Below are 26,165 nucleotides of genomic sequence, written 5' to 3'. Positions count from 1 at the left end.
CTAGCCCTCCGCCTTCTCGTCGCCGGGAAGGATGTATTTGGCACCCTCCCACGGGCTCATGAAATCGAAATCGCGATAGGCTTGGACCAGTTCGACCGGTTCGTAGACGACGCGTTTCTGCTCATCATCCCAGCGCACTTCGACATAGCCCGACAGCGGGAAATCCTTGCGCAGCGGATGCCCCTCGAAACCGTAATCGGTGAGGATGCGGCGCAGGTCCGGATGGTTGGCGAAGGTGATGCCATACATGTCGAAGGCTTCGCGCTCGAACCAGTCGGCGACCGGGAAGAGCTCGTGACAGCTGTCGACCGCCGTGTCCTCATCCGTGGTCAGCTTGACGCGGATGCGCTGGTTCTGATGCATGGAGAGCAGGTGATAGACCACTTCGAAACGCTCGGCGCGCTGCGGATAATCCACCCCGCACAGATCGATCAGGGTCGTGAAACGGCAGGCCGGATCATCGCGCAGGAAGCGGAGGACTTCGGTGACGCGATCCCGGTGGATATGGATGGTCAGATCGCCAAACTTGATGTCCCAGCCGGTGACCGCCGATTCCTGGGCCGCAGCGATATGCTCGCCAAGCGTCGTGAGGGCTTCGCTCATCTCGTCCTCTCCTAGCGCTCGATCGAGCCTTCGCGGCGGATCTTCTTCTGCAATTGCAGAATTCCGTACACGAGGGCTTCAGCGGTGGGCGGGCAACCGGGCACGTAGATATCGACCGGCACGATGCGGTCACAGCCGCGCACGACGGCGTAGGAATAATGATAATACCCGCCGCCATTGGCACAGCTGCCCATCGAGATGACATAGCGCGGCTCGGGCATCTGGTCGTAGACCTTGCGCAAGGCCGGGGCCATCTTGTTGGTCAGGGTGCCGGCGACGATCATCACATCGGACTGACGGGGGCTGGCGCGCGGTGCGAAGCCGAAACGCTCCACGTCATAGCGCGGCATCGACGCCTGCATCATCTCGACGGCGCAACAGGCCAGACCGAAGGTCATCCACATCAAGGAACCGGTACGGGCCCAGGTGACGAGATCATCGGCGGCAGCGACGACAAAGCCCTTGTCAGCGAGCGCGTCGGAGACACCGTCGAAGAAGGGGTCGTGCGCCTTCGGATCATAGCCGGGCACTGTCGCACGGCCGGCCTGGCCGGCATGGGGGGTGAGGTCTGAGGTCATGGCTTCATTCCCAATCCAGCGCGCCTTTTTTCAGCTCATAGATGAAGCCGATGGTGAGCACGGTGAGAAAGACCATCATCGACCAGAATTCGAACTGACCCAGGCTCTCGCGCAGCGATACCGCCCACGGGAAGAGGAAGGCCACTTCGAGGTCGAAAATGATGAACAGGATGGCGACGAGGTAGAAGCGGATGTCGAATTTCATGCGCGCGTCATCGAAGGCTTCGAAGCCGCACTCATAGGTCGACACTTTTTCCGGATCAGGATTCGAGGGCGCGATCACGAAGGCGGCGGCCATAAAGCCTACACCCAGCGCTGCCGCGATGCCGAAGAAGATCAAGATAGGCAGGTAGTCGAGAAGCAACGCGTCCATTGCCGGGCCTCGCCAGTTTGCGTCCGATACCGGGCCGGTATCCGCCGGGTTTCCAGTGCCCGATCATCAAATTGACGAATCGAAACACCACGACAGCCCCCTGCCCGATTTGGCGCGGAAGCTAGATCGCACCGGCGTCAGGGGCAAGGGCAAAAGGCGGCGTAATTTCAGTGATTGCGGCAGATGGGGAGGTTTGACCGGGCAGTTGCGAACGGGTCTCAAATATGGGTGTGGAAAGCCGCGCAAACATGGCGGCGCAACCGGCTCACACCGCCGCCGCATCAGCCACGCCGACAATCCAGGCCGCAACCCGCTGCGGCGCTTCCATCGGGGCCAGATGGCCAACCCCGTTCATGTCGTCAATCTTCACGCCGCGCCGCTCGAGTCCGGCACGATTGACCACGGTTGATCCGTGCTCGACCCGCAGGACATGCGCCCGGCCGCCGACCACGCGCGCCGCTCGCAACACGTCATGGCCCTGCGATTCGTAATTGGCAGCCTCCCATTGCGGGTTGCAGGCAAGGCGCACGCCATTGGCGTCTTCCACCAGTCCGTCAGCGAGATAATCCTCGAGCACGCCGGGCGCCCAGCTGGCAAACGCCTTGTGGCGGCGATAGCGATCCGCCGCCGCGGCCCGGTCGGGCCAACCATCCGCACGGCGGCGGGCAAGCTTGGCGAGCCCGAACCGCCCCTTGAGCGGGTTGTGCCAGGGCCAGCGGGCTATCAGGCTGAAGCTCAACGGCAGAACCACCGGCTCGACCAGGGCCAGGGTCGGGCTGTCCGGCATCTGCGCCGCCGCCAGCAAAGTGCTGATCGCCCCCATGGAATGACCGGCCAGCAGCGCCGGTGGCTGTGGCAGCTGATCATAGACAGCGCGCAAATCGGCGGCGAGGATATCCCAGCTGCGATGGGTCTCCGGATCGGTCGGCAGGCGGGTGCGGCCATGGCCACGCAAATCCACGGCGATGATTTCGAACCGGTCCGCCAGTGGCGTCAGCATCTGGTCGTAGGCACGGGCGCAAAACCCGTTGGCGTGGGCAAACACCATCACCGGCGCCCCCGCATGAGGCCAGACACGCGCCGACATAACGCCGTCAGCCAGCTCAAACTCACGGTATTCAGGCGATGTCATGCGCGCTTGTCCCTCGGCTGCCCAAAGCGGGGCGCGTCGATTTCAATCACCGCCCGCCAGCGCAATCAATGCCGCAGGCTGCATGACGACCATGCACCGGGGCTCACTCCACCGTTGCGCAGCCGAGGGTCTGGCGCATGCGTTCACCGGCGCCGACATCGCGCATCACGGCAACATCCGCGATCGCACAATGGTCGGCCCGGGTGAGATCATCATTGGCGAGGATCTCCCGCGGCAGGCTGTCCCAGTCATCGCTGCCGGTCAGGATTTCCGGACCGCCATCCGCCGGCGAGTCAAAGCGCATCAGACGGCCGCCCGCCTCCCAGCTTGGCCATTCCAGCCGGTCTTCATTGCCGGCATTGGGATCGCCGGCATGGGCGAAGGCTCCCCAATAGGCCCCCATTGCCTCGGCCACGGCCTGACGGCCAGCGGCGTTGTCGGTGGTGAACAAGACCTTGCTGATATCGCCGTAGAGAATTGAGAAGTCATTGAACACGAACGGCAGTTCCATGGTGTGGGCGGCGCCGAGCAGGGCACCGGTGTCGGTGAAGAGCAGCGTGCCCCCCTCGTCCCAGTCAAAGCGATAGGCCCAGACCTCATCATGACCTGATGCCAGCAGCCGGTTGGCGGCATCATCAACCCCGTCCATCCGCCACAGCCGGGCGCCGATATCGCCCATCGCCACATAACGCGCCGGATCACGCCGGTTGCGGATCACGCCCAGCGTCGTCTTGGTGAACTCCGGATCGAAGGCGAGATACAGCCGGTACTCATCCCGATTGGTGCCGGTGATGAGCGGCACGAAATCACGGGTCGGATCCGAGAAGGCGGCGCGCATGCCACCGCTCATCAAGGTGACGCCATCCTCGATCACGCGCGGCATGTCTGCTTCGCCATAGGCGTTGAAGATGGCATCAAGCGGGGCGGCGCGCAGTGCCGAGGCCGGCGCAGCGGCTCCGGCAAAATGCGCGGCGGCCTCTATCCCTGCGATCTCGTCCAGCGCACTGTCGGGCAAGGGCTCGGTGCCCTCGGCGCGGGCCAGCGAGACACTGCGCATGGTGCCGCTCTCGGCGATCGCCCGATGGAACAGGCCATCGGCCAGAGGCGAGGCCATCAGGGCCAGAACATTCTGCGCCCCGGCGCTCTCGCCGAAAATCGTCACCCGCCCGGCATCACCGCCAAACGCCGCAATATTGTCCCGGACCCAGGCGAGGCCGGCGATCTGGTCGAGCAAGGCGAAATTCGCGGCCGCGTCTGCGGGCACCAGGGCGTCCTCGCGCAAGGCCGGATGCGCAAACCAGCCCAACGGTCCCAGCCGGTATTGCGTCACGACCACGATCACATCCTGGTCAAGCGCGAGCTGAGAGGCGTCATACTGGGCCGCATAGCCCCAGGTATTGGCGCCGCCATGAATGAAAAACATCACCGGCAGATCACGCCCGGCCGCGCCCGGCGGGGCGTAGATATCGAGATAGAGACAATCCTCAGCGCCGATCAGCTGGCCGGGTTCGAGACCAGCATCATAGCCATTGGTGATCTGGGGACAGCGCCCCGATGATTCCAGCGCCTCAAACACGCCCTCGTGCTGGCCGACGGCGCGCGGGGCGCGCCAGCGCAAATCACCGGTCGGAGGCGCCGCAAAGGCCAGCCCGCGCCAGGCATCGGCGCCGCGCGCGGTGCGAAAACCGACCACCTCACCCTGCCCGAGCACCCGCAGCGTCGATGCGTCCGGCTCCGGCCGTGCCGGTGGCTCTGCCGGACCACTGCAGGCAGCGAGTGCCAACCCGAAAATCACTGGAAAAATGATGCGCATATCGGCCCCCAAGCCACAACTTCGCCGGAAAGGTGCGGTGAATAGCGGCCGGGGGCAAGACGTGATCGCGCAAGCGAGCTCTTGACCTTGGGCCGCAGCTCCCCAAACAAGGGGGTGGCGGGCTCGCCTCGACCTGAGACAGGATACGGATATGGGCGTGATTTCAGACATCGGGCATGGTCTCCGGATGGTGCTGGCTGCCGGCCTGGCGCTGGCCGGCGCGGCCGCGGCCGCCCAGACTGCCGACTATGCTGACGGCCTGATGACCCTGCCCCCGCCGGTCACCGAACCGAATCGCTGGACGCGCTGCAATCCGGCGCCCGCGCCCTGCAATCATCCACGCATCGCGCTCGTCCTGTCCGGCGGCGGCGCCCTGGGCATTGCCCATGTCGGCGCCATCGCGACGCTGGAACGCGCCGGTGTCCAGCCTGACCTCGTCGTTGGCACATCAATGGGCGCCATCGTCGGCGGCCTGTATGCGTCAGGCTATTCGGCGGCCGAGCTGGAAGAGGCCGTGCTCTCGCTGGACTGGACACGCGTCTTCAGCGCCGATCCGCCGCGCCGGTCCCAGTCCTACCGCCGCCGCCGCATCGAGGAAGACTTTCCCGCCGAGCTGAGTTTCGACCTCGACCGGTACGGTCTGCGCCTGCCGCGCGCCTTCATCAATGACCAGAATCTCAATCTTGCCCTGCGCAATCTGGTTCGCAATCCCGGCCGTGGATCTTTCGACGATATGCCGATCCCGTTCCGCGCTGTCGCGACCGATATCGCGACCGGCGCGCCGGTCAGCCTCAGCGAAGGCGACCTGGCCATGGCGATGCGCGCCTCGATGGCCGTGCCCGGAGCGCTGCCGCCGGAGGAGATCAACGGTCAAATGCTGGTCGATGGCGGGCTGAGCAAGAACATACCGGTCGATATCGCCCAGGCGATGGGCGCCGACATCATCATCGTCGTCGCCGTCCAGGGCCGCCTGCTCACGGCCGAGGAATTGCGCACCGGTGTGGAATTGCTCACCCAGTCCATGACGCTGCTGGTCCTGTCCAACGAAACCGCACAGCTGGCCCTGCTCGGCCCGCAGGATATTCTGATCCAGGTCAGCCAGGGCGATCTGACCGCCGGGGACTTCACCCGCGGGGAAGAGCTGATCGCGGCCGGTGAACTCGCGGCCAACGAGGTGTTCGACCGTTTGCAGGCCCTGCAGACCCATCACACCCCCCTCGTCGCGCCGCCGGTCCCCGAGATCGACGAGGTCCAGATCCACAACAGCTCGCGCCTGAGTTCCGAACTCCTGCTTGACCACATTTCCCAACGCACCGGCGCGCCGCTCGACGTCGATGCCCTGGCCGACGACCTGGCGACGATCTACGGCCTGGGCGCGTTTGATCAGGTCTCCTACGAGCTTGCACGGCATGGCGAGGCAACGGCGCTGGTCATCAATGCCGATGCCCGACCCGATGACATCGCCAATATCCGCGTCGGAGTGACCCTCGAGAATGATTTCGATGGTGATGGGGAATACCGGATTTCCCTGGAATACCGTTCGCTGCCAATCGACCCCTATGGCTCGGAAATCCGCATCGACGCCATGTTCGGTGACCGTTTCGGGCTTTCCGCAGAAATGTTCAAACTGTTCGACACGTCGCAGAATCTCTTCGTCGCGCCGCGGGCCAATTTCGTGATCCGCAATATCCCTCGCTACCGCGCCGATGGTTTCCGGACCGGCTCCTATCGTGCCACCTATGCCGAGGCCCAGCTCGATGCCGGCTGGCAGTTCGACTATCCGGCGGAAGTCCGGATCGGCTATCAGCGCGGCACCGGCCAGGCCTCGCTGGAAGAGGGTTATGCGACACCGGACGAGGTCGATATCGATATCGGCCAGATCAATCTGTCGGCCGGGATCGACACGCTCGACAACGCCTTCTTCCCGACTGAAGGGATGCGTTTGTCGTCGCAACTGTCAGTCGCGCGCGAAACCCTCGGCGCCAGCGCCGATTTCGAGAGCCTTGAAGCCCACGCCATGCAGGCCTGGTCGCGCGGCGCCGACACGGTGATCATGCAACTGGATGCCGGCTCCAACCTGTCCGGGGTCATGCCGCTGGACTCGCTCTACCGGCTGGGCGGGTTGTTCAGCCTGTCGGGATACAAGGACGAGGAATTGATCGGCGAGAGCTTTGCGCTCGGACGTCTGGTCTACCGCCGCCGCCTCAACGCCGCCAATACCCAGGCCTTCGGTGTGCCGCTCTATGCCGGTGTTTCGCTTGAAGGCGGCAATGTCTGGGCTGACCGCGATCTGGTCAGCAGCTCGGACATCACGCTTGCCGGCAGTGTCTTCCTGTCCGCCGACACCGTGCTCGGCCCGGTGTATATGGCCTATGGCCGCGCCGACACCGGGCGGCAATCCCTGTATCTGTTCGTGGGGCGGCCCTTCTGACCATCCCCGGATACACGTGGTCCGGAGCACACGAAGTGCCCCGGACCATGTATGCAGGCGACAGGTTCGGCGCGACGAGGCGCAGGACCGGTCGTCCGGCTCGAACTAGTCTTCCAGTTCGAAGGTCACGAGAAGGTTCACCTTGAATTTGGTGAGCTTGCCGTCCTCGACGATGACCTGTTGTTCCTTGACCCAGGCGCCGCGGATATTGCGCAGCGTCTTGCTGGCGCGTTCGATACCCTTGCGGACGGCTTCATCGAAGCTTTTCGAGGAGGTGGAGGAGATTTCAGTGATACGGGCGACGGACATGGTGGATTTCCTTGTTCAGGGGGGCAATGCGCCTCTGCGAGACGGGCCCCGCAACGGCCTCACTGCCGAATCGGGGACCGCGATTAAGCCTGAAACGCTCGCATTAGGCCACCAAATGTTGCGCGCGGCCCCGGCCGACGCCGCCGGACCCGCCCGCAGTGGCACGCGTCAGCCGTCAGGCCGAACGCCCTGACGGCGGCCGGCTGCCGGGCCGACGTGGTTTGAAGATCTTGCCTTCCCCGCCGCGCGACACCTTGCCCTTGCCCGCAGGTCCCTGGGGGCGCGAACCACCCTTGGAGCGCGGCTTGTCACCATCACGGCCCGGCTTGCCATGCCCTGCCGGCCTGCGATCCTCCCGCTTGTCGGCATCGCGGGGACCGGTAGCGGATTTGCCACGGGAGGCCGGACGGCCCTCGCCGCGCGGCGCACCGTCACGCTCGACCCGGGCACGCTCTGGCCGGGCCCCCTCCGGGCGTGCGCGTTCCGAACGGCCCCGCTCCGGGCGTCCGCCCTGGCCTGGCCCGGCGTCGCGTTGCTTGAAGGCCTCTCCGGAGCGAGCGCCACCGGCGGACTTGCCGCGGCTGCCCGGCCGGCCCTCAGCGCGCGGAGCGCCATCACGGCGCTTGAACGCTTCGCCGTCGCGGGCAGACCCAGCGGGCTTGCCATGCGGCGCAGGACGGGACGTCTTGCGGGCCCCGTCACCATCGCGAGCGACGGTCTGGGCCTGGAAGGCCCGCTTGACCGGCTTGGGACGCGGTTTGGTCGGTACGGCGGCGTCGGCCTCATCGCCCTCGAGCTCGACAACATGACCGGCCGCGACCTTCGGGATGGTGGTGCCGATCAGATGCTCGATATCGCGCAGATAATGCTTCTCCGTGCCATCGACGAGGGAAATCGCCACCCCCGTCTTGCCGGCCCGGGCAGTGCGGCCAATGCGGTGAACATAGGCTTCCGGCACATTGGGCAGCTCGTAATTGACGACATGGGAGATATTGTCGACATCAATACCGCGCGCGGCGACATCGGTAGCGACAAGGATTTTCACCTTGCCGCGGCGAAAGCCGTCCAGTGCCCGCGTACGTTCCCCCTGCGACTTGTCGCCATGGATCGCCTTGGCGTTGAGGCCGTATTTGACGAGATGCTCGTGCACCCGGTCGGCGCCGCGCTTGGTGCGCGTAAACACGATGCCGCGGGTCATATCCTGCGCCGACAGGATGTCGAGCAGCAGGGAGCGCTTGGATTCGCGGTTACACAGGATCGCCTGCTGGTCGATCGCCTCGATCGGCTGCGACTGTCCGGCGACGGAGATATGCTTGGGATCCTTGAGCAGATCCTTGATCAGGGCCTTGATCTGTTTCGGCATGGTCGCCGAGGTCAGAACGGTTTGACGATTGAAGTTCAGCTTGGCCGAAATGTCCCGCACCGCCGGCAAGAAGCCGAGATCGAGCATCTGGTCCGCCTCGTCGAGAACAAGGGTGCGGGTCTGGTTGAGCTTGATCGCTCCGGAATCCATATGATCGACCAGCCGTCCCGGCGTCGCGACGACGATATCGACACCGCGTGACAGGGCACGGATTTGCGGAAACGGCTTGGAACCGCCGACCACAAGGGCGACGGAAAAGCGCACATGCCGGCCATAGGCGCGAATGGCCTGTTCGATCTGGGCCGCCAGCTCGCGGGTCGGAGTCAGGATCAGGGCGCGGCAGCATTTCGGGTCAACCGGTCCGCTCGCCGCGGCCAGGCCATTGAGGATGGGCAGCAGAAAGGCGGCGGTCTTGCCGGTCCCGGTCTGGGCGATACCAACGAGATCGCGGCCGGCCAGCATTTCGGGGATGAATTCGGCCTGGATCGGGGTGGGGCTTTCATAGCCCTCCGAGGTCAGGGCGCGAAGGATAGGCTCGGCAAGGCCGAGATCGGTAAACTTGGTCAAGGGGGGCACGCTTTCATAATAGGCGTCCGTCGCGCAGGCCAAGGGCCCGCCGCGTACGACGCCGTGTTTGCATCGAGGAAGCTTGCGTAGAACAGCCGCCATGTCGGTGTGCCGCAAGCGGCACGTCTGGTTTGGCTGGGATCGATACGCAGTTAATCTCGCCAACACACGCCGTCGATGAGATTCACATCATCTACGCACGGCATGTTACCTGCCCTCTCCCACGGATAGGCTGCGGCAGCAAGTCATTTCGCAAGACCGGCATGGCCCCGCCTCGCCTGTCGCGCAGGGGGCCAGGCGCACAGGACTCGCGATGCCCGCCGTCCCATCAGCCGTTGCATTGACGCCAATACCCGTTAACCTTTTTGCCAAGACAGCCATGCTGGAAAACTTCAGGGGAATGACCATGCCGCCCAATACGATGCTCCGCGCCTGCGCACTCGGTCTGGCACTCATGCTCGGTGCCTGCGCGACCACCGTCCCGGTCTCGGTCGTTGCACCGGCCCGTTATCCCGAGGCCTCGCTGTTGCGCGTCGTTTATGTCGGAGACCTGCGCGGCCGCGGCGGCAACGCCGTGCGTGATGCGCTCGAAACCGCGCTGGGCCGCCACACGCTGGACGGACAGCCTTTCTTCAGCGTGGTCCGCGACCAACGCCGTGCCGACGGTCTTTACGGTGGCCGCATGATCAATGACCGCCGCCAGGAAGAATACTACCAGACCACGCAATCGGTTTGCGTCCGCTCCGGCGATGATCGCTGCGGCTCCCGCGTCAACCGCGAGGTGACCTGCACGCGCTATTATGTCGACCTCGCAGCCCAGATCGATCTGGTCGATGCCCGCACCGGCCTCATCGTCTATTCCCGTGATCACCGCAATCGCGCCCAGGACAGCTGGTGTCCCGGCCAGGCGGCATCGCGCACCTATGGTCAGCTGGAATACCAGGCCGCCCAGGGCATCGCCAGCGCTGTCCTGCTTGATGTGGCGCCGCACAATCAACAGTTCACCGCCGCCTTCTTCACCAATTCAGACACCGTCAGCGAAGCCAATCGCCCCGCCTTCGAATACGCCACGGACCTGGCCCAGAACGATGCCGTCTACGATGCCTGCCAGGAATGGGGGGCGCTCGAGGCGCTGGAGCCCAACAGCGCCGGTCTGCTTTTGAATCTGGGGATATGTTCGGAACTGGTGAGCGATACCAGCGCCGCCGAGAATTATTATTATCGGGTGATGGAACTCGACCCCTCGCTGAACAACCGGGCCCAGCAGGGCATTCGCCGGGCGCGCATCGCCGCGGCCGGTGTCGACCAGCTCGCCGATATCGCCGATGCGGAGCGCGAGGCCTGGGACTGACCGCGCCGGCCGGCGATGGGCCGGGCAACACCAGGGGTCAAAGGAATGCGTACACGTCCGCCGTAACCGGCGTCATGTCAGAACGCACGCCATTGACCGCCGCCGCACGCACCTTCCTGACCGATCAGAACGCTTCGGAGGTCAGAATGACGTCACACCCGAGCGGGGCGTTTTCTCGCCCGCGTCGCTCTCGGCAAAGGAATTGATCAGAGCCATGAAGGTGCTTCCGGTCGGGTAGCCTTGGGGCAAGGCATCGGCCGGATAGGTGGTTCCACCCTTAATTTGCGCAACGCTTTGCGGCACGAGGACCTAGGCCTGCTGGTTCGGGTCCATGACCCAGACCCCTGCCTCAGCCGGCTGGTTGGTGACGGCCTGGATATCGGCCTCAAGCTGCCTCCTCGGGGCGTTCTGGGCTGAGGCCGCCTGCGTCAGGACCACCAGGGACACGGTCGCAACCAGCGACACCGAAACAATTCCTCTTTGATCTCCGCTCATTCGAACTTGAGCTCATCAACCCGCCAGCCGCGCCACTACGCGAAACGGCCGCCCCAAGGGGCGGCCGTCTTCGTATCCAGGACCATCTTCGCCCTCGAAATCCTCGAGAGAAGAAAATGGCGCGAGTGACGGGACTCGAACCCGCGACCTCCGGCGTGACAGGCCGGCGCTCTAACCAACTGAGCTACACCCGCTTGGTGTTCCCGCCTCAGCGAGAGGCGTTTGTCTAAGGTTTCACTGCTCCCCGGTCAAGCGACTTTGGGCAGGCCTCAACAGCCCGAAAGCAGCGGCTGGCCTAAAGCCCTGCAAAATGCCGTTCGGCCCAGCGCCGCGTCACGCCCAGACAGGTGTTTATCAGCGTTTCCAGATCGCTATCGCCGATCACGAAGGGCGGCATCAGGTAGATGATGTTGTTGAAGGGGCGCACCCAAATCCCTGCGTCAACAAAATCCGCCTTCAGCGAATCGAGTTCCGGCAGGCCTGCCATCTCGATCACGCCGATCGCGCCCTGCCAGCGCACATCAATGACACCGGGAATATCACGCGCCGCCGGCAGGAGACGCGCAAAGGTACTTTCAATGACACCGACCTGCTGCAGGCGTGGCTCGCGTTCGAACAGGTCCAGCGAGGCATTGGCCGCAGCACAGGCAGCCGGATTGCCCATATAGGTCGGCCCGTGCATCAGCGCCGCCGAAGCCTCATCGCTCCAGAAGGCGTTGAAGATTTGTTTGGAGGCAATGGCCGCAGCCAAAGGCAAGGTGCCACCGGTCAGCGCCTTGGAGACCGTCATGATATCGGGCGTCACGCCGGCTTTCTCGGCCGCGAACATCGTGCCCAGGCGGCCAAAACCGGTCATGATCTCATCGAAGATCAGCGGCAGGCCGCGCGCATCGCAGGCCTCACGCATGGCCTGCAGGGTTTCCGGCGTGTGGAATTTCATTCCCCCTGCCCCCTGAACCAGCGGCTCGGTCATGACGCCGGCAATTTCGCCGGCATGCGCGTCGAGCAGCGCCTCGAATCGGGCACGCGAATCGGCATCGGCAGGAAGGTCGGCGATGATCTGGTGCGGCAGCGAGCCGCCAAACAGGGAATGCATGCCCTCATCGGGATCACAGACCGACATGGTGGCGATGGTGTCGCCATGATAGCCGCCGCGGAAGGCGACGAATTTGGTGCGGCCGGCAACGCCCTGATTGATCCAGAACTGGATCGCCATCTTCATCGCGATCTCGACCGAGACCGATCCGGATTCGCAGAAGAAGACATGATTGAGCTCGCCCGGCGCCAGCGCGGCCAGCCGGGCGGCGAGTCTTTCGGCCGGATCATGGGTCAGCCCGCCGAGCATGATATGCGGCACCAGATCGAGCTGAGCCTTCACGGCATCTATGATGTGGGGATGCCGATAGCCATGGCACACCGTCCACCAGGAGGAGATGCCATCAATCAGCTCGCGGCCATCCGCGAGGCGAATCCGCACCCCCTCGGCCGAGACGACCGGCAGGGCTGCCGGCGTGGTTTTCATCTGGGTATAGGGGCGCCATAGATGCTGGCTGGCCGGATCGGCGATCGCTGTTTTCATGGCCGGGGCTTTAGCAGGCCTGAATTCTGTGCGACAGGGCTGAGATGACATCGCCCGAATCCATGCCCGCCGCCGCAAGCCTCGACGCCTTCGCCAGCTCCAAGCTGGCCGGGCTGGAACGCCGCCAGCTGCGCCGCCGCATTGTCGAGACCGACGGGCTCGACGCCGTCCGCGTCGAACAGGACGGGCGCACCCTGCTCAATTTCTGCTCCAATGATTATCTCGGCCTCTCGCGCCACCCCGAAGTGATCGCCGCGGCACAGGCTGCGACCGCGCGCCATGGCACCGGCGCCGGCGCATCACGGCTGGTGACCGGCGGTCACCCGCTCCTGTTCGAGCTGGAAGCCCGTCTGGCCCGCTTCAAAGGCACTGAGGACTGCATCGTGTTTGGCTCGGGCTATCTGGCCAATCTGGCGATCGCACCAGCTCTCATGGGCGCAGGCGATCTGATCCTGATCGATGAGCTGGCCCATGCCTGTCTGTTCGCCGGCGCGCAGCTTTCACGCGCCCGTGTCGAGACCTTCCGGCACAATGACCTGGCCGATCTCGAAGCCAGACTTGCCAAAATGCGCCCCGATGCGCGCCGCGCCATGATCCTGACGGATGGCGTCTTCTCGATGGATGGCGATCTGGCACCCCTGCCCGGCCTGCTGGCGATCGCTGACCGCCATGACGCCTGGACGCTGGTCGACGACGCCCATGGCGTCGGAGTGATTGCCGGCGGACGCGGCTCGGCCCACGCCTTCACTCCCCCGGCCCTGGCACCGTTGCAAATGGGGACATTGTCGAAATCGCTTGGCAGTTATGGCGGTTATCTGTGTGCCTCGAACGCCGTGTGCGAGCTGCTGCGCACCCGCGCCCGGCCACTGGTCTTCACCACCGCCCCGGCACCCGCCAGTATCGCTGCCGCCCTCAAGGCGCTTGATCTGGTCGAAACGGACACGGCGATGTGCGAACGGCCTGCCCTGCTGGCGCGCCGCTTCTGCGCCGCCGCTGGTTTGCCCGCGCCGGTCTCGCCCATCGTGCCTGTGATCCTCGGCAGCGCCAACGCGGCGCTGGAAGCCTCCAGCCGGCTGCGGCAGGCCGGCTTTCTCGTCACCGCGATCCGGCCGCCCACCGTGCCGCGCGGCACGGCGCGGCTGCGCATCACCTTCTCGGCCGCCCATGACGAAGCCGATATTGACCGGCTGGCGGGTCTCGTTGCCGCCTATGCCCCACAGCAGGAGGCGGCGGAATAATGCGGCGACCCATCTTCTTCACCGGCACTGGCACCGATATCGGCAAGACGCATGTCCTGTGCGCCCTGCTGACGGCCCGGCGGGCGGCGGGCAAGACTACCCGTGTTCTCAAACCGGTCGCCTCCGGCTTCGACCCCGACGCCCTGTCCGCCACCGATACGATCCGCCTGCTGCGCGCCAATGAACAAGTGCTCGACGCACAAGCCGTACACGCCATGACACCCTGGCGTTTCAAGGCTGCGATCTCGCCCGACATGGCGGCGCGTCTGGAAAATCGCGAACTGCGTCTGTCGGCGGTGGTGAACTGGTGTCTCGACCATCTCGACCCGGCCGGACCGACCCTGATCGAAGGTGCCGGCGGCGTGATGTCACCAATCGCCGAGGACGGACTCAATCTCGACCTGATCCGCGAACTCGATGCGCGGCCGGTCATGATTGCGGGCAATTATCTCGGCACAATCTCGCACACGCTCACGGCTCTCCGGGCGCTCGATGGTCGCTGCACCGTGATCATCAACCAGCAGGCACCCGGACCGGTCAGCGCCACCGAGACGGCACTGACGATTGCCCGTCATGCACCCCGCGCGGATGTGCGCGTGTTTGACCCGGACAATGCCGGCGCCCTGCTCGACATTCTCGACAGCGAGTGATGCGGCACGGCGAGCGGAGTGCGCCGCTCGCCTGCCGGATCCTCTAGCCCGCGCGGCGGCCCTCAGTAATCGCCCCGTGGCCGGTCGATCAGCCCGCCGAAAAAGATCGCGTTCAGGAACATCTTCTCGGTGCCGCGGAAAGTGGCGCGGAAATTGGGATTGTCAGCGAACAACACCACACTCCCACGCCCATAACGCTGGGCAATCACCGCCGGCGTGCCGGCGATCTCGTCCTGGCGCCGCTGCGAGGCATAGCCGGAGAGCAGCGGATCCTCGGCATACTCCACCACGACCGCAAAGGGATCATCCTGCGGCCGATCCAGCACGAGTTCGGTATTGCGGTGCAGGGCGATGAAACGGTCGGAATAGCCAAAGCCGATCGGGTGACTGAAATCGAGATCGCCGGCGAAGATGGCACCGCCAATGACATGCTCGGCATCATCAATCGGCATCGCCGCATAATCGCGCCGCCGCTGACCGTCCCCGTCTTCCGCTTCGGCCTCGCCGGTGTCTGCATCCTCGCCGGAGGGGAAGAAGGCCGCCTGTGCCATCTCCGCCGCCTGGCGCGTCGCGATCATCACACCGCCATCAGTGCGGATCCATTCCCGGATACGCTCCATATCACCATCGGCAAAACCGGTATTGCCGCCGCCGACAACAATCAGATGCGTATAGCGCGACCAGTCCAGCCCGCCCAGTTCACTCTTGCGGCGCAGGGTTACCGGCATCTGCATGCGGTGATCAAGCTGGTGCCAGACCTCACCGACGTCATAGGATGAAATGCCATCATCAAACACCAGCAGGACTTCAGGCCGCTCGATGGCGCGGAAACCGCTGCGGTCACCGAGATCCGGCGTATCGCCCGGCGTCGAGCCGGAGGTGGCCGCATAGACCGGCACACCATTCTCGACTGCGATGCTGGAGACCAGCGCGTGGATGTCGTCCAAATCGACATCCTGGCCGACCAGCGGGATAAACGCCGCACCCGGCCCGAATTCGACCAGGCCCTGGCTCGTCATGATTGAAACCGGTTCGGTCGCGATACGGACACGGATGCCGGCATCAAGCACCCGGTAGAGGGCGCGCGGGGCGTAATAGTCGGACCACCGCAGCACATAACCATAGCTTGAGACCGGTGGCGCGCTGAAGCTGATCTCGGCGCTGTGGACCTCGGGCCCGGCAGGCAGGTTCCCGGTCAATGGCGCATACTCGAGGTCATAGGCCAGCGGCAGTGTCCAGCCGGAGACGTCGTAGAAGACGTTCTCCTCGAAACTTGTGACCCGGTCGAAGATGGCGCGGATCATGGTGTATTGCGGCTGGCGCATCGAGACGATGTAGGCCTCGCCGGCCCGGTAGGTGCGGCCACCCGCGCGCAGATCGCTGGCCAGGGCGTTGACGCGAATATCATGGCGCTCGAGCAGATCGACGAACAGATTGAGCCGCGTCGGATCGCCCTCGGCGGAGAAGACATAGCCGCGAGTGCGATCGCGGCCGGCATTGGCGACGGCGTCAGCAAAGAATTGACGCTGATAGGCCGCAATGTCGCTGCGCTGGGCCAGGGCCCCGGAGATCGTCGTCAGCCCGGTGCGGAAATGGGTGCGGATATTGTCGGCATGGCTGACCAGCCCCCGTTGGGACTCGATCAAGCCGCCCTTGGCCGAACCGATCTCGAACAATATGCCCAGCGAGCCATTGACCTGGGGATAGGTCGAGCCCTTGCCGACATAGAAATTGTCGAAGCCCTCTTCAGTCGTGTAGAGCCGCGCTTCCGAATCGAGAAAACCGACATGGTGCCGGGCAATATTCAGGGTCAGGTCGCGGGCCTGGTCCGGGATGAGCGGATTGAGGCGGCGCGGCTCACCGGGATGGAAATAGAATGTCGCCTCGGTACCCATTTCGTGGAAATCGGCCGAGACCTGTGGCTTCCAGCGGTGCCATTGTGTGAGCCAGGCCTGGGATTCCGGTTGGGTCTGGAGCAGCCATTGGCGATTGAGGTCAAACCAGTAGTGATTGGTGCGCGCCTCGCCCCATGTGGCGTGCTGGGCATGCGCCGGATCCGTCACCGCAACGTCTGAGCCGAACATCTCGACCGCATTGACGCGGCGGTTATGGCCATCCGGATTGAAGATCGCGGTGATCAGGATGACGCTGTCATCAAGCGTCTGTTCGATCGCCCCACCCTGGGCAGCGGCCAGGTGGTAGAGCATTGGAATGGCCGCATCCATGCCGGCCGGTTCAGCGCCGTGGACACCGTAGTTCAGCCAGAGGATCGCCGGCCCGTCGGTCGCGGCAGCGCCCGGTTCAAGCTGGGCGATGTGATCGGCACGGATATCATCGATCCGGGCCTGGTTTTCCGGCGAGGTCACCACAAAGAACAGGATCGGGCGATGCTCGTGGGTATAGCCGATGGTCTCGACCGTGATGCGGTCAGAGCCCTGCGCAATCTCTGTCAGATAGCTGACCATCTGCTCATGGCGCACCGGGCGGTCACCGAGCTCGAAGCCAAGGCGTTCCTCCGGGGCCGGCACCGAGGCGTCATAGACGGTGTCGCGCAGCTGGAAAAAGCCGATCGGCTCTGCCAGGGCCGGTGACGACAGGCCGAGAACAAGCAGTGCGGCGACAGATCTGAAAACGGACATGAGCGGCTCCCCGGAAGCAATGTGTGTCGCAGGCAGGCTAGCGCGTGGCGCTCGGGAGGCAAGCGTTTCCGGTGCGATTGCGAAGCCGCAGGGCGGGTGGTGGCGGCATGGTGACGTGGTGCGCGACCGGCAGCCAGGTGTGGGGCTCGCCCAGCCGTAGCTGCGAGATGGCGAGCGGTCCGCCTTCGCCCTTCGGGCTACGGCGTGACAGCCTTCGCTACTTCGCAGCGAAGGCTGGTGGGCGGTGAGGGGCTCGAACCCCCGACCCTCTCGGTGTAAACTATTTTTCCCCACATTTCAGCGCATAACGCGGCCTATCACGGACAACCGGCTACATCCCTGTCTAGACTACAATATTGAACTCACGTTAGAGTCCGATATAGCGAAGCTAAACGTCGCCTATTGCCCCTTCGCGTTACCCCATGAACGATTTGGGTAACAGATATTGGCCAGCGAAAGGTACTCGAAATGGCACGGCTCACAGACCAGAATCCGATGACACGGCTCACCGATCTAAAGGTGAAGGCGCTCCCCCCAGACCCGTCGCGGCGGCTGGAGATGCCAGACCCCGGTCAAGCGGGGCTCTACCTGATTATTCAACCGACCGGGCGGAAGAGCTGGGCGGTGCGCTACCGTCAAAACGGACGAAGCCGAAAGCTCACACTTGGCAGATTTCCGGCAATTGGCCTTGCCGACGCGCGCCGGATGGCCGCCAAAGCGCTGGACAAGATTGAACGGGGCGAAGACCCAGCGACCGACATGAAGGCTCGGCGCACTGTGACCGGTGCTGCGGGACATCAGCGAACTGACACCCTCGCGGCGCTGGTCGCGGAATACTTGCAGCGGCGGCCCCGCGAGAAAGCACTCCGATCTATCGGCGAGGTGAAGCGGATTTTCGATAAGTACGTTCTGCCCGTCATCGGGCAGCGCCCTGCTGCCAAAATCACGAAACGCGAGATAATCGAACTGCTTGATGGCATCGCCGACCGCCCCGCGCCGATCATGGCCAACCGGACATTTGAAGCCCTGCGCGCGCTATTCAACTGGTCAATAGGCCGCGACTGGATGGCGGCTTCCCCGATGGCTGGCATGAATAAGCCGTTCGAGCCCCAAAGCCGCGACCGGGTGCTATCAGTCGACGAGATTCGCTGGTTCTGGAAAGCGACCGGCGCAATGGGCTACCCGTTTGGCGATGCCTTGCGAGTGTGCCTCCTGACTGGGCAGCGCGTCGGTGAGGTCAGCGGCCTTACCCGGAGTGAAATCGGGCAAGAGCAGATAACCCAAGTGACGGAAGCTGACGGCGAGCGGATCGAAATCACGGCGCCGGGCAACGTATGGACCATCCCCGCCGCGCGGGCGAAGAATGGGGAGGAACACAAGGTTCCCCTTGCCGACCCGGCGCTGGCCATCATCAAAAATGCGCCCGCTATCGGCCCCAACGGGCTGGTTTTCACGACCACCGGACTAAGCCCGATATCTGGCCGGTCAAAAGCGAAGGTCCGTCTTGACCGACTAATGGCGGCGGCGGCGGAGGAGGAGCGCGGCGAAAAAGTCGAGATTGACCGTTTCACGATACACGACCTCCGGCGGACATGCGCCAGCCAGATGGCTGAACTGCGCGTTGCCCCGCACGTTATCGAGGCCGTCCTAAATCACCGGACCGGCGTCGTGCGCGGAATTGCGCGCGTCTACAATAGATACGACTATGGAATCGAAAAGCGGGAGGCGTTGGACGCCTGGGCGCATCGGTTGAACGATCTTGTGACGGGGAAGCCTGCGGAAATGGCAATCGAAGTGGAGGCTAAGCGTGACCGATGCTGATGATCCGATACCCACTCGGAACGGCGAGAAGCAATCCGCCGCTCCTTCGCTTGAGGACGTATTCAGGAAGCACCTTCACATATCGCAAAGCGAAGCCGACCTAGCCGCAGACTGGTTCGCAAGCTCAGCTTGGGGCAACCCAACCGGGTTTTACCATCGCTCAGCGGACATGAAGGACCTCATCGACCTACGAAATGCGGTTTCTGCAATGCTTCGCTTTGACGTTCATGGGAGCGAAGAAGTGCAAGAGCTTCTCCGCCTAAATATGATTCAATTGGATATCGAAACTGACACAGAAAACGCTACAGGCGCCGCAGAGAAGTGGCGACCAAAATCGCATGACTCTTTTGTCTCGTCCAAACAATTCACTACTAGATGGCAGAAGGCAATTGACACGACAATTCGCACTGTAGAACAGTCCTCTCTGACCGTAAGATCGAGACGGCGCGTAAATGTTGAAGGTGTAAATATTGTAGACCGCGCACGTTTGTTATGGGAGCGGAAACTCGGGTCGCCAGCACCAGCGCGCGGGCTCAATGTTGCCACGGCTTTCGGCAAATACCTATTTGATTTGTTTGAGGCTTGCGAGTGTGAGGGTGACCCAAGGTCGGCATTCCATGCGTGGTCACGCCACATAGGTGCCCGCGTGCATAGTGACGGCGAAACTGGTTAGCTCACTGTGATCGGAAATGGTGCTTCAAGGCTCCACATTCTGCCCCATGTTCAAACCATGGAGCGAAACACATGCCCTCCCCTGCCATCAATACCCACCGACACATCTCCGCCGCGACCGTCCGCGAATTGTGCGGCGGCATTTCTGACATGACGCTTTGGCGCTGGCTGGATCAACGCGACTTTCCTGAACCGGCCCGCATCGGCCGCCGCCGCTACTGGAGAGAGACGGAGGTGCTCGCGTGGCTCAACACCTTCCGGGAGGCGGCACAATGACCGCCCGCCGCTGGAAGCCCGCCCGCTTGATGGCGGACATCGACGGCAACCGCCGCGCCTTTGTCGGGCGGAATGCCGAAATCATGCGCGCAATGATCGAACACGGATCAGTCAATTCATCCGAGCTTGCGCCCGGCGTTCGCCTTGCCGCAGTCGTGCACAGGCTGAAACGCAAGCATTCGATCGGCATTGCGTCCGCCCGGTTCTGTAACGCCCGTGGCGACGGTGGCGAGTATGCCGCCTACAGCCTCACAGCGCCCGCCCGGCTTGTCGAATACCAGCCCGGCAAATGGGACGGCGTGAGGGCCGACTAATGACAAAGCGGCGCCCTAAAGGAGGAACACAAGACGCCACCGGCAGGAGCAAGGGACGCGGCGAAAAGATCACCGTCCTGCCCCTCGCGCTTCTGCAAGAGCCTGCTTGGCGCGCGCTCTCCCCTAAGGCGCAAATGACATATATCCACCTGCGCTTTGAGGGGCGCGACCGGCAATGCAGCAATAACGGCAAGATTCAACTCAGCGTCCGGCAGGCTGCGGAACGTCTAGGCATTCGTCCAAATGCGGCGGCGGGAGCCTTCCACGAATTGCAGCAAAAGGGCTTCATCGTCGTAACCGTCCTGGGCGCGCTTGGCGTCACAGGAGAAGCGAGAGGGCCATCCTACGAGCTTACCGAGTACCGAATGCCACAAACAACGGAGATGACCGGGCGGCGTCTCTACAAGGCGTGGAAGCCCGGCGCGGATTACGAGGTCGCCCGGCACCCCTCAAACAACCCGACAGGATCAAACGGAAACAGAAACCCGTCTCGAAAAGCGGGACGGTCCTGTCTTGAAAAGAGTGACGTTTAACCAATCCCTGTCTCGAAAAGCGGGACAGCACGTATCGAAAAGAGGGACGTTCGAGGCCAAAAACCGCCCGCGACCGTCACGAAAAGCGAGACATCCTTATTACCATACCCATAGCCCGACAGCGTCACCATCAATCACGCGATTTGTCCGAATTGCCAATTTTGGCCGGAACGGTCGCCAGCGAACACGGAGCAAAGAATATGCCTGTCTCATTCGTGAGTACCCCGCCGACAGTCGAAACCGCCTCTGGCGTCATATCAATCGAGTTTGAAAGCGGCGGGGTAACCGTCTCCGTCGCGCTCTCTCGTAAGGCCGCATATGGCCTTAACCATTCCCTAGGCCGCTTGATCGCGGACATGGAAGCCCCCGGCAACGTCACGCCGTTCACCCGCAATCCAACCAGCACATCAGGAGAAACCAACCATGACTGACAGCAACGCCGACCGCCAAAACCACGACCGCAACGTCAAGGTTATCGCACGTTCTGTTGCAGGGCTTGCCCCGCAATTCCGCCACATGGGCCTAAACTCCGTCCAGATTCTTGAGGGCGCGATTAAGGGCGCGGCAGTGTCGCTTGTGACGGACGGCGCGACTGGCGACAACATCGCCGATCTACTGGAAGACATCGCGGGCGCATTCCGCGACCTGCCGACGCCCGACAACAGCAAGCCGAACCTGCGCCTTGTCCAATAGTGGCAGAACGGCAACGGTACGGACTTGTTTTGTTCTCCCGTCCCGCCGCCCCCTTGCGCTCTTTAGCCCCCGTCACCACGTCCGGTGTGGAGTGTGATTGTATTGGACTGGTGCCAGCCGTAGCGGTGCCAGCCCGACACACCTTCTAGGCCCGCCGTAGCGGCCTAACGCATGAACCATTCGCCGCGCTGTGAAGCGCCGCACCAATTCGACCGCCGCGCTGTGAAGCGCCGCAAAAGGAGGGCTGGCAATGTCCGCTCGCAATAAACCCGTGGCAACCTGTTTGCCAAAAATCACCAAACCCAACTTTGCCGTTATGGCATCCCTGCACGGAAAGCCCGAACCGGTTAGCGTGACTGAGGCGGTCAATTCCGTCAAAGCCGCATTCGAGGAGTTCAGGGAGCGAAACGAAGCCCGTTACAGCCAACTTGCCGACGCCACCGACAGGCTTGCAAAAGACCTCGCACGCCAAACCCTTGGCGGCTCGGTTGGAGGCGGCTCTGACGTTGCGGCATCGGTCGCGCTAAAGCCGTTTGCATCCTTTATCCAGAATGGCGCTCGCGCGGCTATGTCGGTTGGCTCTGATCCAAACGGCGGCTACACGGTAACGCCTGAGGTTGACGGCGTTATCCAGCGGTTTGCACAAGACCTCTCGCCAATGCGCCGCCGCTGCCGTGTTCAAAGCACCACGGCAAACGCCTATCAAGTTCTCTTTTCGAAAGGCGGAACGGGAACGGGCTGGGTAGGTGAAACGTCTGCCCGGACGGCGAAAGATGCCAGCAATTTGGCGCGGCTCGAATATCCCTGCCATGAGGTTTACGCTTACCCGGAAATCACCCAAAACCTGCTTGACGATTCGAGCTTTGACATTGAACGCTTCACCCGCGAAGAAATCGTAGAGGCGTTCGACGATCAGGAAAGCGCAGCATTCGTTACCGGCGACGGTGTGGAGAAGCCTAAAGGCTTCCTGAGCTATGACACGGCGACGACTGGCGACGCCACCCGGCCCTTCGGAACAATCCAGTATTTTTCCACCGGCTCCGCGTCCGGCTTCCCTGAGCTATCGGGCGGCGGCACAGACGCAGACGCGCTCTATAACGCCGTCTACGGCCTCGCCAGCAAATACCGCTCGCGCGGCGTGTGGCAGATGAACTCGGCAACGGCCGGCGCGGTCCGCAAGATGAAAGACGGAGAGGGTCGCCCGCTCTGGGCTGACAGCCTTGCCGAAGGTCAGCCCAATATGCTGATCGGCTACCCGGTCGAGCTTAACGAGGATATGCAAGACATTGGCTCTAACGCATACCCGATTGCATTTGCGGACTGGTCGCGGGCTTACATCATTATTGACCGGCTCGGCATCCGGGTCATTCGTGACGACCTGACCAATAAGCCTTATGTCGGCTTCTACACGACTAAGCGTGTTGGCGGCGGCGTGGTCGATAGTCGCGCAATCAAGCTGATCAAGACCGCAGGCTAGGCGCGGACGCCTCCCTTTCCTTAGGTGAAGCGCGCTAGGGTGCGACTGTGACGTTACGGCTCCAGTCGCACCCGCCCCTACCCCGCACACGCCTACCCCCCCCGGCCCCTCGAATACCTAGGGCCTCCGGTCCGGGGAGCGGCGAGGGGAATGACCTTCTGCTAAACCGTAACAATTCGAGGACAGACAATGACAAAACGCGGACGTAAATCGGCGGCGGAAATTCTAACTCCGATTCGCCCCCTGACTGACAGGCACCAACCCGCACCCGCTGACATGACGCCTGCGCAGATCCGCATATGGGAACACATTGTCTCTAGCGAACCACCTGGCTGGTTTGCGACCGGCGCGCATCAAGACCTGCTCCGGCTGTACTGCGAGCACGCAAGCTCTCGGGCTGACCTCCAAACGCTAATCGACGACTGTTCAGCCGAAGCCATAGCCTGCGAAAACACCGGCGCGGCCTTCCTCCGTATGCTCACCGTCCGCGACCGTGAAACCAAGCTGCTGGCCAGCCTCGCACGGCAAATGCGCCTCACGCATCAATCACGCTACACGCCGCAAGCTGCAGGGACAGCCGAACGCAACAACCCGACGGGCGGGCGTCCTTGGGAAAACAATGGCGCCTATATTTCTAACGGAACAAGTCATGACCCGTGAAGAAGCTCAGACGGTTGAGGTCACGCCTGAGATGATAGAGGCCGGAGTGAAGGTTCTGTTAGGGGATTTCGGGGACCACTACTTCGCTGACATTCGCGCGCGCAGCTGCGTCTCGGAAATTTTTGTCGCGATGATCTGCTCATCTGAAATGTCCGACCCGTAGGCTTTTTTTAGCGGGCGCAGTGCGTCTGTGCACTCATTGCATAGGGCCAAAATGGCGCGCACTGATTGCTTTTTTCGTCGATTTTCCGCTCCTGGGGCGGCGCGATAGTCAAACGTGTAGCAGGTTTCTGTGAGCACGTCGTAGAACCACCGATGGTGCACCAGTGCATTCCGGCGCGCGCAGAGTCGCCGCACCCAGGGTAGGGCCTCAAGGGCTAGCGCGGCGTCTTTTTTATTCTCGTGACGCTCCGCCGTCAGGCGAACAATGTCCAACCGCGCGCTAGTCGCGTTCACGCCATACATGACCGCACCGGCGGTTTCGTATGTGCAGCCTGAGAGAAATTTGAACAGAAGCGTAAGCTCGTATTCAATCGCAGTCCAGCGAACCGTTAGCTCGCCCAAGGCACAAGCAATGTCGGGCGCGGCCATAATGGTGTCGTCCCGGCCAACCATTGTACCGCGCTTTTTTGAAGGGTTACCCATGTCAGACCCAATATGTTGCGAAGGGTGAAGCGACGAAGACGCCGCCTGCATATGTGACGAGGCGTTGCGGCTTATGCCCGCCACGTCACCTTACCCACACAAGCCGATTAAGGTTTCAGAAACCAAATCGGCCAACAAACGCGGGTGACGCCGCCTGGCAGCAAACGTCACCCGCCCTGCAAGCTAGGCCGTTAGGCTTCTACTTGCGCTTGATGGTCTCAACAACGTGAGTGCTCGGCTTAGACTTGGCTTTCGCCACCGTCGTAAACCGCCCAGTCACTGCGCTGCGACCAACCTTACGCGACTTCGCCATATGAAATCTCCATTTGACGTAGACAGTGCGGCAGGGCCGCACACCCCGAGACGCCGCTCACGCCTCATCGGCAACGACGGTTGAGGCGAATCGGGTGCGTAGCCGGGATGATGCAAGCGGTGGGTGAGTTAGTCTAGTCAGCCACAGGGACACCACCCCGACACGACGCTGTAGTGCGCAGCTTCACGACAGAGTTGTGAAAACTGCTGATGCGCGCTTATGGTCGCCTCATGGCTGCCGTTCGATTGCTCGACCACACTGTTGGCTCCCGCGTCGCCTTGGCCCGGATTGTTCGGGGCTGGACGTGTGGCCAGCTCGCGGGCCGCACTGGTCTTGCCCCTCGCACTGTCAAAGGCATCGAAGCGGGCGAGCTAAGGGCCGGTGCAACCCGACTGTTCGGTTTTTCCGTTGTTCTGGGCGTCCCGATTTCATGGTTTTTTGAGCCAAGATCGCGACTGCGTTGGCGTCGTCAGCTGACCCGGCAATGAGGCATGAAGTTGGTCATGGGGCTTCCCAAGTCTGAAGCTCTCCCGCATGTTCTCCAAGGTTTGGATTGGGGACCAAGGCGCAGTTCAGGCTCAACCTCGGTGCAGACGTTCTACGGTCAAAGGCATGCGGATCGAACGGCGCGCAGACCGAGATGTCCCCAGTTTGAGAGTTCAGTCGGTAGACCGATGGCCCATCCGCTAGGGCGAATTGGTAGCGCGGGGATTGCGAAAGCGTACCGTGGAGGGCGGCGGCGGCAATAATGCATCCGCCGATCAGTGCCGCATTGAGCGTGTCACGAGTCATTTGTTCAATTCCTAAATGAGCGACTCCCGGATTCAGATAGCGCTCCACCTAGGGATGAAGGTAAAAGGGACGCCATCGAATCATTCTATCGAGAATGCGGGGCTGTGGCGGGGCGTCACTAAAACACGCCACCACACGGTTCAGTTAGGCCCCAATCACACTTGAAGGCAAGTCCGCTTTCGTTGGAGGTTTTGGATCATGAAGCCAAGGCTCATCGCCCTCGCTGTCGCACTTTCCATCGCCTCGTGCGATGACACGCCGGTGCAAGCGCACTCCACACCGACACCGATCTATGAATTTACCTTTCCGGAACGGGCCGCACTCGATCCGCCACCGGGTGAGCCGGGCATGGCCCCCATGCGCTGCGTTGCGGTTGAGCAGCTTTCGGACCCGGAAAACGCCCAATTTCTGAGCCGATATATTGGGAATGGCTTTGCAGAGTACCAAAGGGAATTGGTCGAAGAAGCAGGTCTAACGGATCAACCGCTTGGCCGCTTGATTGGGGTCGCCCCCCCCTCACATTTCACCGGACGACCTGGCGACAGAATCCAAATCTTCGCCGATCATTTTGTCGTGGATCAGCGCTACCCTGGTCATCCAATTCCAGTAGAGGTACCTGGAGAGCCTTATCGGGAGCGTTATTGGTGGGGCGGGCAGGCAGCGCCCGACGGCTTTGGCCTTAGAGTCTTAATCACCCAAAACGCCGCCTGCGTATTTTCTCCACCGATGGCTCGAGAGATGCGCCTGCGAGAACGAATTGGAGCGTTTTGCGGGACGAACCCATCCTCTGACTTTTGCAGGCACTTGCCAGCACACCCGGAATGAATGCGCCTGCATAGCCCTCGCCA

The 26,165-nt window shown here is 62.8% G+C and carries 24 protein-coding genes and 1 tRNA gene; 13 read left to right on the top strand and 12 right to left on the bottom strand.

Annotated features, from left to right (window positions below; translation table 11 throughout):
* The 5 genes from ACN0YF_RS01460 to ACN0YF_RS01440 form a co-directional block, all read right to left on the bottom strand.
* Complete coding sequence (locus tag ACN0YF_RS01460) at positions 1-603, bottom strand: NADH-quinone oxidoreductase subunit C (protein WP_417493049.1); 603 nt, start codon at positions 601-603, stop codon at positions 1-3.
* 11 nt (positions 604-614) lie between these two features.
* On the bottom strand, positions 615-1,181 hold the full coding sequence (locus ACN0YF_RS01455; protein ID WP_417468051.1) for a NuoB/complex I 20 kDa subunit family protein: 567 nt from the start codon (positions 1,179-1,181) through the stop codon (positions 615-617).
* Between the two features lie 4 nt (positions 1,182-1,185).
* Entirely contained in the window at positions 1,186-1,554 is a 369-nt protein-coding gene (locus tag ACN0YF_RS01450; RefSeq protein WP_417483581.1) for an NADH-quinone oxidoreductase subunit A, read from the bottom strand.
* Between the two features lie 265 nt (positions 1,555-1,819).
* On the bottom strand, positions 1,820-2,686 hold the full coding sequence (locus ACN0YF_RS01445) for an alpha/beta fold hydrolase (protein WP_417493048.1): 867 nt from the start codon (positions 2,684-2,686) through the stop codon (positions 1,820-1,822).
* Between the two features lie 103 nt (positions 2,687-2,789).
* Positions 2,790-4,499 carry a carboxylesterase/lipase family protein gene (locus ACN0YF_RS01440; RefSeq protein ID WP_417493047.1) on the bottom strand — a complete coding sequence of 570 codons (1,710 nt, stop codon included), beginning with the start codon at positions 4,497-4,499 and terminating at the stop codon, positions 2,790-2,792.
* 151 nt (positions 4,500-4,650) lie between these two features.
* Between ACN0YF_RS01440 and ACN0YF_RS01435 the strand changes: the two genes are divergently transcribed.
* Positions 4,651-6,930: a patatin-like phospholipase family protein gene (locus ACN0YF_RS01435; protein ID WP_417493046.1), complete on the top strand. Its 2,280-nt coding sequence runs from the start codon at positions 4,651-4,653 to the stop codon at positions 6,928-6,930.
* 105 nt (positions 6,931-7,035) lie between these two features.
* Here the strand turns inward: ACN0YF_RS01435 and ACN0YF_RS01430 are convergent, their stop codons facing one another.
* The gene (locus ACN0YF_RS01430) at positions 7,036-7,239 is read right to left on the bottom strand and encodes a dodecin family protein (protein ID WP_339738876.1); all 204 of its coding nucleotides are present in this window, start codon (positions 7,237-7,239) and stop codon (positions 7,036-7,038) included.
* Between the two features lie 175 nt (positions 7,240-7,414).
* Positions 7,415-9,178: a DEAD/DEAH box helicase gene (locus ACN0YF_RS01425; protein WP_417493045.1), complete on the bottom strand. Its 1,764-nt coding sequence runs from the start codon at positions 9,176-9,178 to the stop codon at positions 7,415-7,417.
* A 391-nt stretch (positions 9,179-9,569) separates the two neighbouring features.
* On the opposite strand from ACN0YF_RS01425, the gene ACN0YF_RS01420 reads away from it, so the two are divergent.
* Positions 9,570-10,520: a hypothetical protein gene (locus ACN0YF_RS01420; protein WP_417493044.1), complete on the top strand. Its 951-nt coding sequence runs from the start codon at positions 9,570-9,572 to the stop codon at positions 10,518-10,520.
* 612 nt (positions 10,521-11,132) lie between these two features.
* Here the strand turns inward: ACN0YF_RS01420 and ACN0YF_RS01415 are convergent.
* Together ACN0YF_RS01415 and ACN0YF_RS01410 are read right to left on the bottom strand one after the other, a co-directional pair.
* A tRNA-Asp gene (locus ACN0YF_RS01415) sits at positions 11,133-11,209 on the bottom strand.
* Between the two features lie 101 nt (positions 11,210-11,310).
* Positions 11,311-12,594 (bottom strand): adenosylmethionine--8-amino-7-oxononanoate transaminase, encoded by a 1,284-nt coding sequence (locus ACN0YF_RS01410; protein ID WP_417493043.1) that lies wholly within the window; start codon positions 12,592-12,594, stop codon positions 11,311-11,313.
* Between the two features lie 44 nt (positions 12,595-12,638).
* Between ACN0YF_RS01410 and bioF the strand changes: the two genes are divergently transcribed.
* Together bioF and bioD are read left to right on the top strand one after the other, a co-directional pair.
* The gene (bioF, locus tag ACN0YF_RS01405) at positions 12,639-13,832 is read left to right on the top strand and encodes an 8-amino-7-oxononanoate synthase (RefSeq protein WP_417493042.1); all 1,194 of its coding nucleotides are present in this window, start codon (positions 12,639-12,641) and stop codon (positions 13,830-13,832) included.
* The gene (bioD, locus tag ACN0YF_RS01400) at positions 13,832-14,482 is read left to right on the top strand and encodes a dethiobiotin synthase (protein ID WP_417493041.1); all 651 of its coding nucleotides are present in this window, start codon (positions 13,832-13,834) and stop codon (positions 14,480-14,482) included. Before bioF ends, bioD begins: the two co-directional genes overlap by 1 nt.
* Positions 14,483-14,544: 62 nt before the next feature.
* On the opposite strand, the gene ACN0YF_RS01395 is transcribed toward bioD, so the two are convergent.
* Complete coding sequence (locus ACN0YF_RS01395; protein WP_417493040.1) at positions 14,545-17,121, bottom strand: M14 family zinc carboxypeptidase; 2,577 nt, start codon at positions 17,119-17,121, stop codon at positions 14,545-14,547.
* A 495-nt stretch (positions 17,122-17,616) separates the two neighbouring features.
* On the opposite strand from ACN0YF_RS01395, the gene ACN0YF_RS01390 reads away from it, so the two are divergent.
* The 7 genes from ACN0YF_RS01390 (at position 17,617) to ACN0YF_RS01360 (ending at position 23,567) form a co-directional block, all read left to right on the top strand.
* Positions 17,617-18,942: a tyrosine-type recombinase/integrase gene (locus tag ACN0YF_RS01390; RefSeq protein WP_417493039.1), complete on the top strand. Its 1,326-nt coding sequence runs from the start codon at positions 17,617-17,619 to the stop codon at positions 18,940-18,942.
* A gap of 744 nt (positions 18,943-19,686) precedes the next feature.
* A complete protein-coding gene (locus ACN0YF_RS01385; RefSeq protein WP_417493038.1) occupies positions 19,687-19,890 on the top strand; it encodes a helix-turn-helix transcriptional regulator in 204 nt (67 codons plus the stop codon).
* The gene (locus ACN0YF_RS01380; RefSeq protein ID WP_417493037.1) at positions 19,887-20,204 is read left to right on the top strand and encodes a hypothetical protein; all 318 of its coding nucleotides are present in this window, start codon (positions 19,887-19,889) and stop codon (positions 20,202-20,204) included. The genes ACN0YF_RS01385 and ACN0YF_RS01380 overlap by 4 nt, the downstream gene beginning before the upstream one ends.
* Positions 20,205-20,338: 134 nt before the next feature.
* The gene (locus tag ACN0YF_RS01375) at positions 20,339-20,737 is read left to right on the top strand and encodes a hypothetical protein (protein ID WP_417493036.1); all 399 of its coding nucleotides are present in this window, start codon (positions 20,339-20,341) and stop codon (positions 20,735-20,737) included.
* Positions 20,738-21,160: 423 nt separating this feature from the next.
* Entirely contained in the window at positions 21,161-21,430 is a 270-nt protein-coding gene (locus ACN0YF_RS01370; RefSeq protein WP_417493035.1) for a hypothetical protein, read from the top strand.
* 250 nt (positions 21,431-21,680) lie between these two features.
* Positions 21,681-22,907: a phage major capsid protein gene (locus ACN0YF_RS01365; protein WP_417493034.1), complete on the top strand. Its 1,227-nt coding sequence runs from the start codon at positions 21,681-21,683 to the stop codon at positions 22,905-22,907.
* Between the two features lie 189 nt (positions 22,908-23,096).
* Entirely contained in the window at positions 23,097-23,567 is a 471-nt protein-coding gene (locus tag ACN0YF_RS01360) for a hypothetical protein (RefSeq protein WP_417493033.1), read from the top strand.
* A 78-nt stretch (positions 23,568-23,645) separates the two neighbouring features.
* Here ACN0YF_RS01360 and ACN0YF_RS01355 read toward each other — a convergent pair whose 3' ends face one another.
* Positions 23,646-24,296 carry a hypothetical protein gene (locus tag ACN0YF_RS01355; protein WP_417493032.1) on the bottom strand — a complete coding sequence of 217 codons (651 nt, stop codon included), beginning with the start codon at positions 24,294-24,296 and terminating at the stop codon, positions 23,646-23,648.
* A gap of 438 nt (positions 24,297-24,734) precedes the next feature.
* Between ACN0YF_RS01355 and ACN0YF_RS01350 the strand changes: the two genes are divergently transcribed.
* Complete coding sequence (locus ACN0YF_RS01350) at positions 24,735-25,013, top strand: helix-turn-helix domain-containing protein (protein WP_417493031.1); 279 nt, start codon at positions 24,735-24,737, stop codon at positions 25,011-25,013.
* A 13-nt stretch (positions 25,014-25,026) separates the two neighbouring features.
* Here ACN0YF_RS01350 and ACN0YF_RS01345 read toward each other — a convergent pair whose 3' ends face one another.
* A complete protein-coding gene (locus tag ACN0YF_RS01345) occupies positions 25,027-25,365 on the bottom strand; it encodes a hypothetical protein (RefSeq protein WP_417493030.1) in 339 nt (112 codons plus the stop codon).
* A 150-nt stretch (positions 25,366-25,515) separates the two neighbouring features.
* On the opposite strand from ACN0YF_RS01345, the gene ACN0YF_RS01340 reads away from it, so the two are divergent.
* Positions 25,516-26,142, top strand: a complete 627-nt coding sequence (locus tag ACN0YF_RS01340; protein WP_417493029.1) for a hypothetical protein — start codon at positions 25,516-25,518, stop codon at positions 26,140-26,142.
* Positions 26,143-26,165 lie beyond the last annotated feature (23 nt).

Origin of the sequence: Maricaulis sp. (assembly GCF_048270265.1) — a bacterium.
In the GTDB taxonomy this organism is placed as follows: domain Bacteria; phylum Pseudomonadota; class Alphaproteobacteria; order Caulobacterales; family Maricaulaceae; genus Maricaulis.
This window is presented reverse-complemented; position numbering and strand designations above follow the sequence as displayed.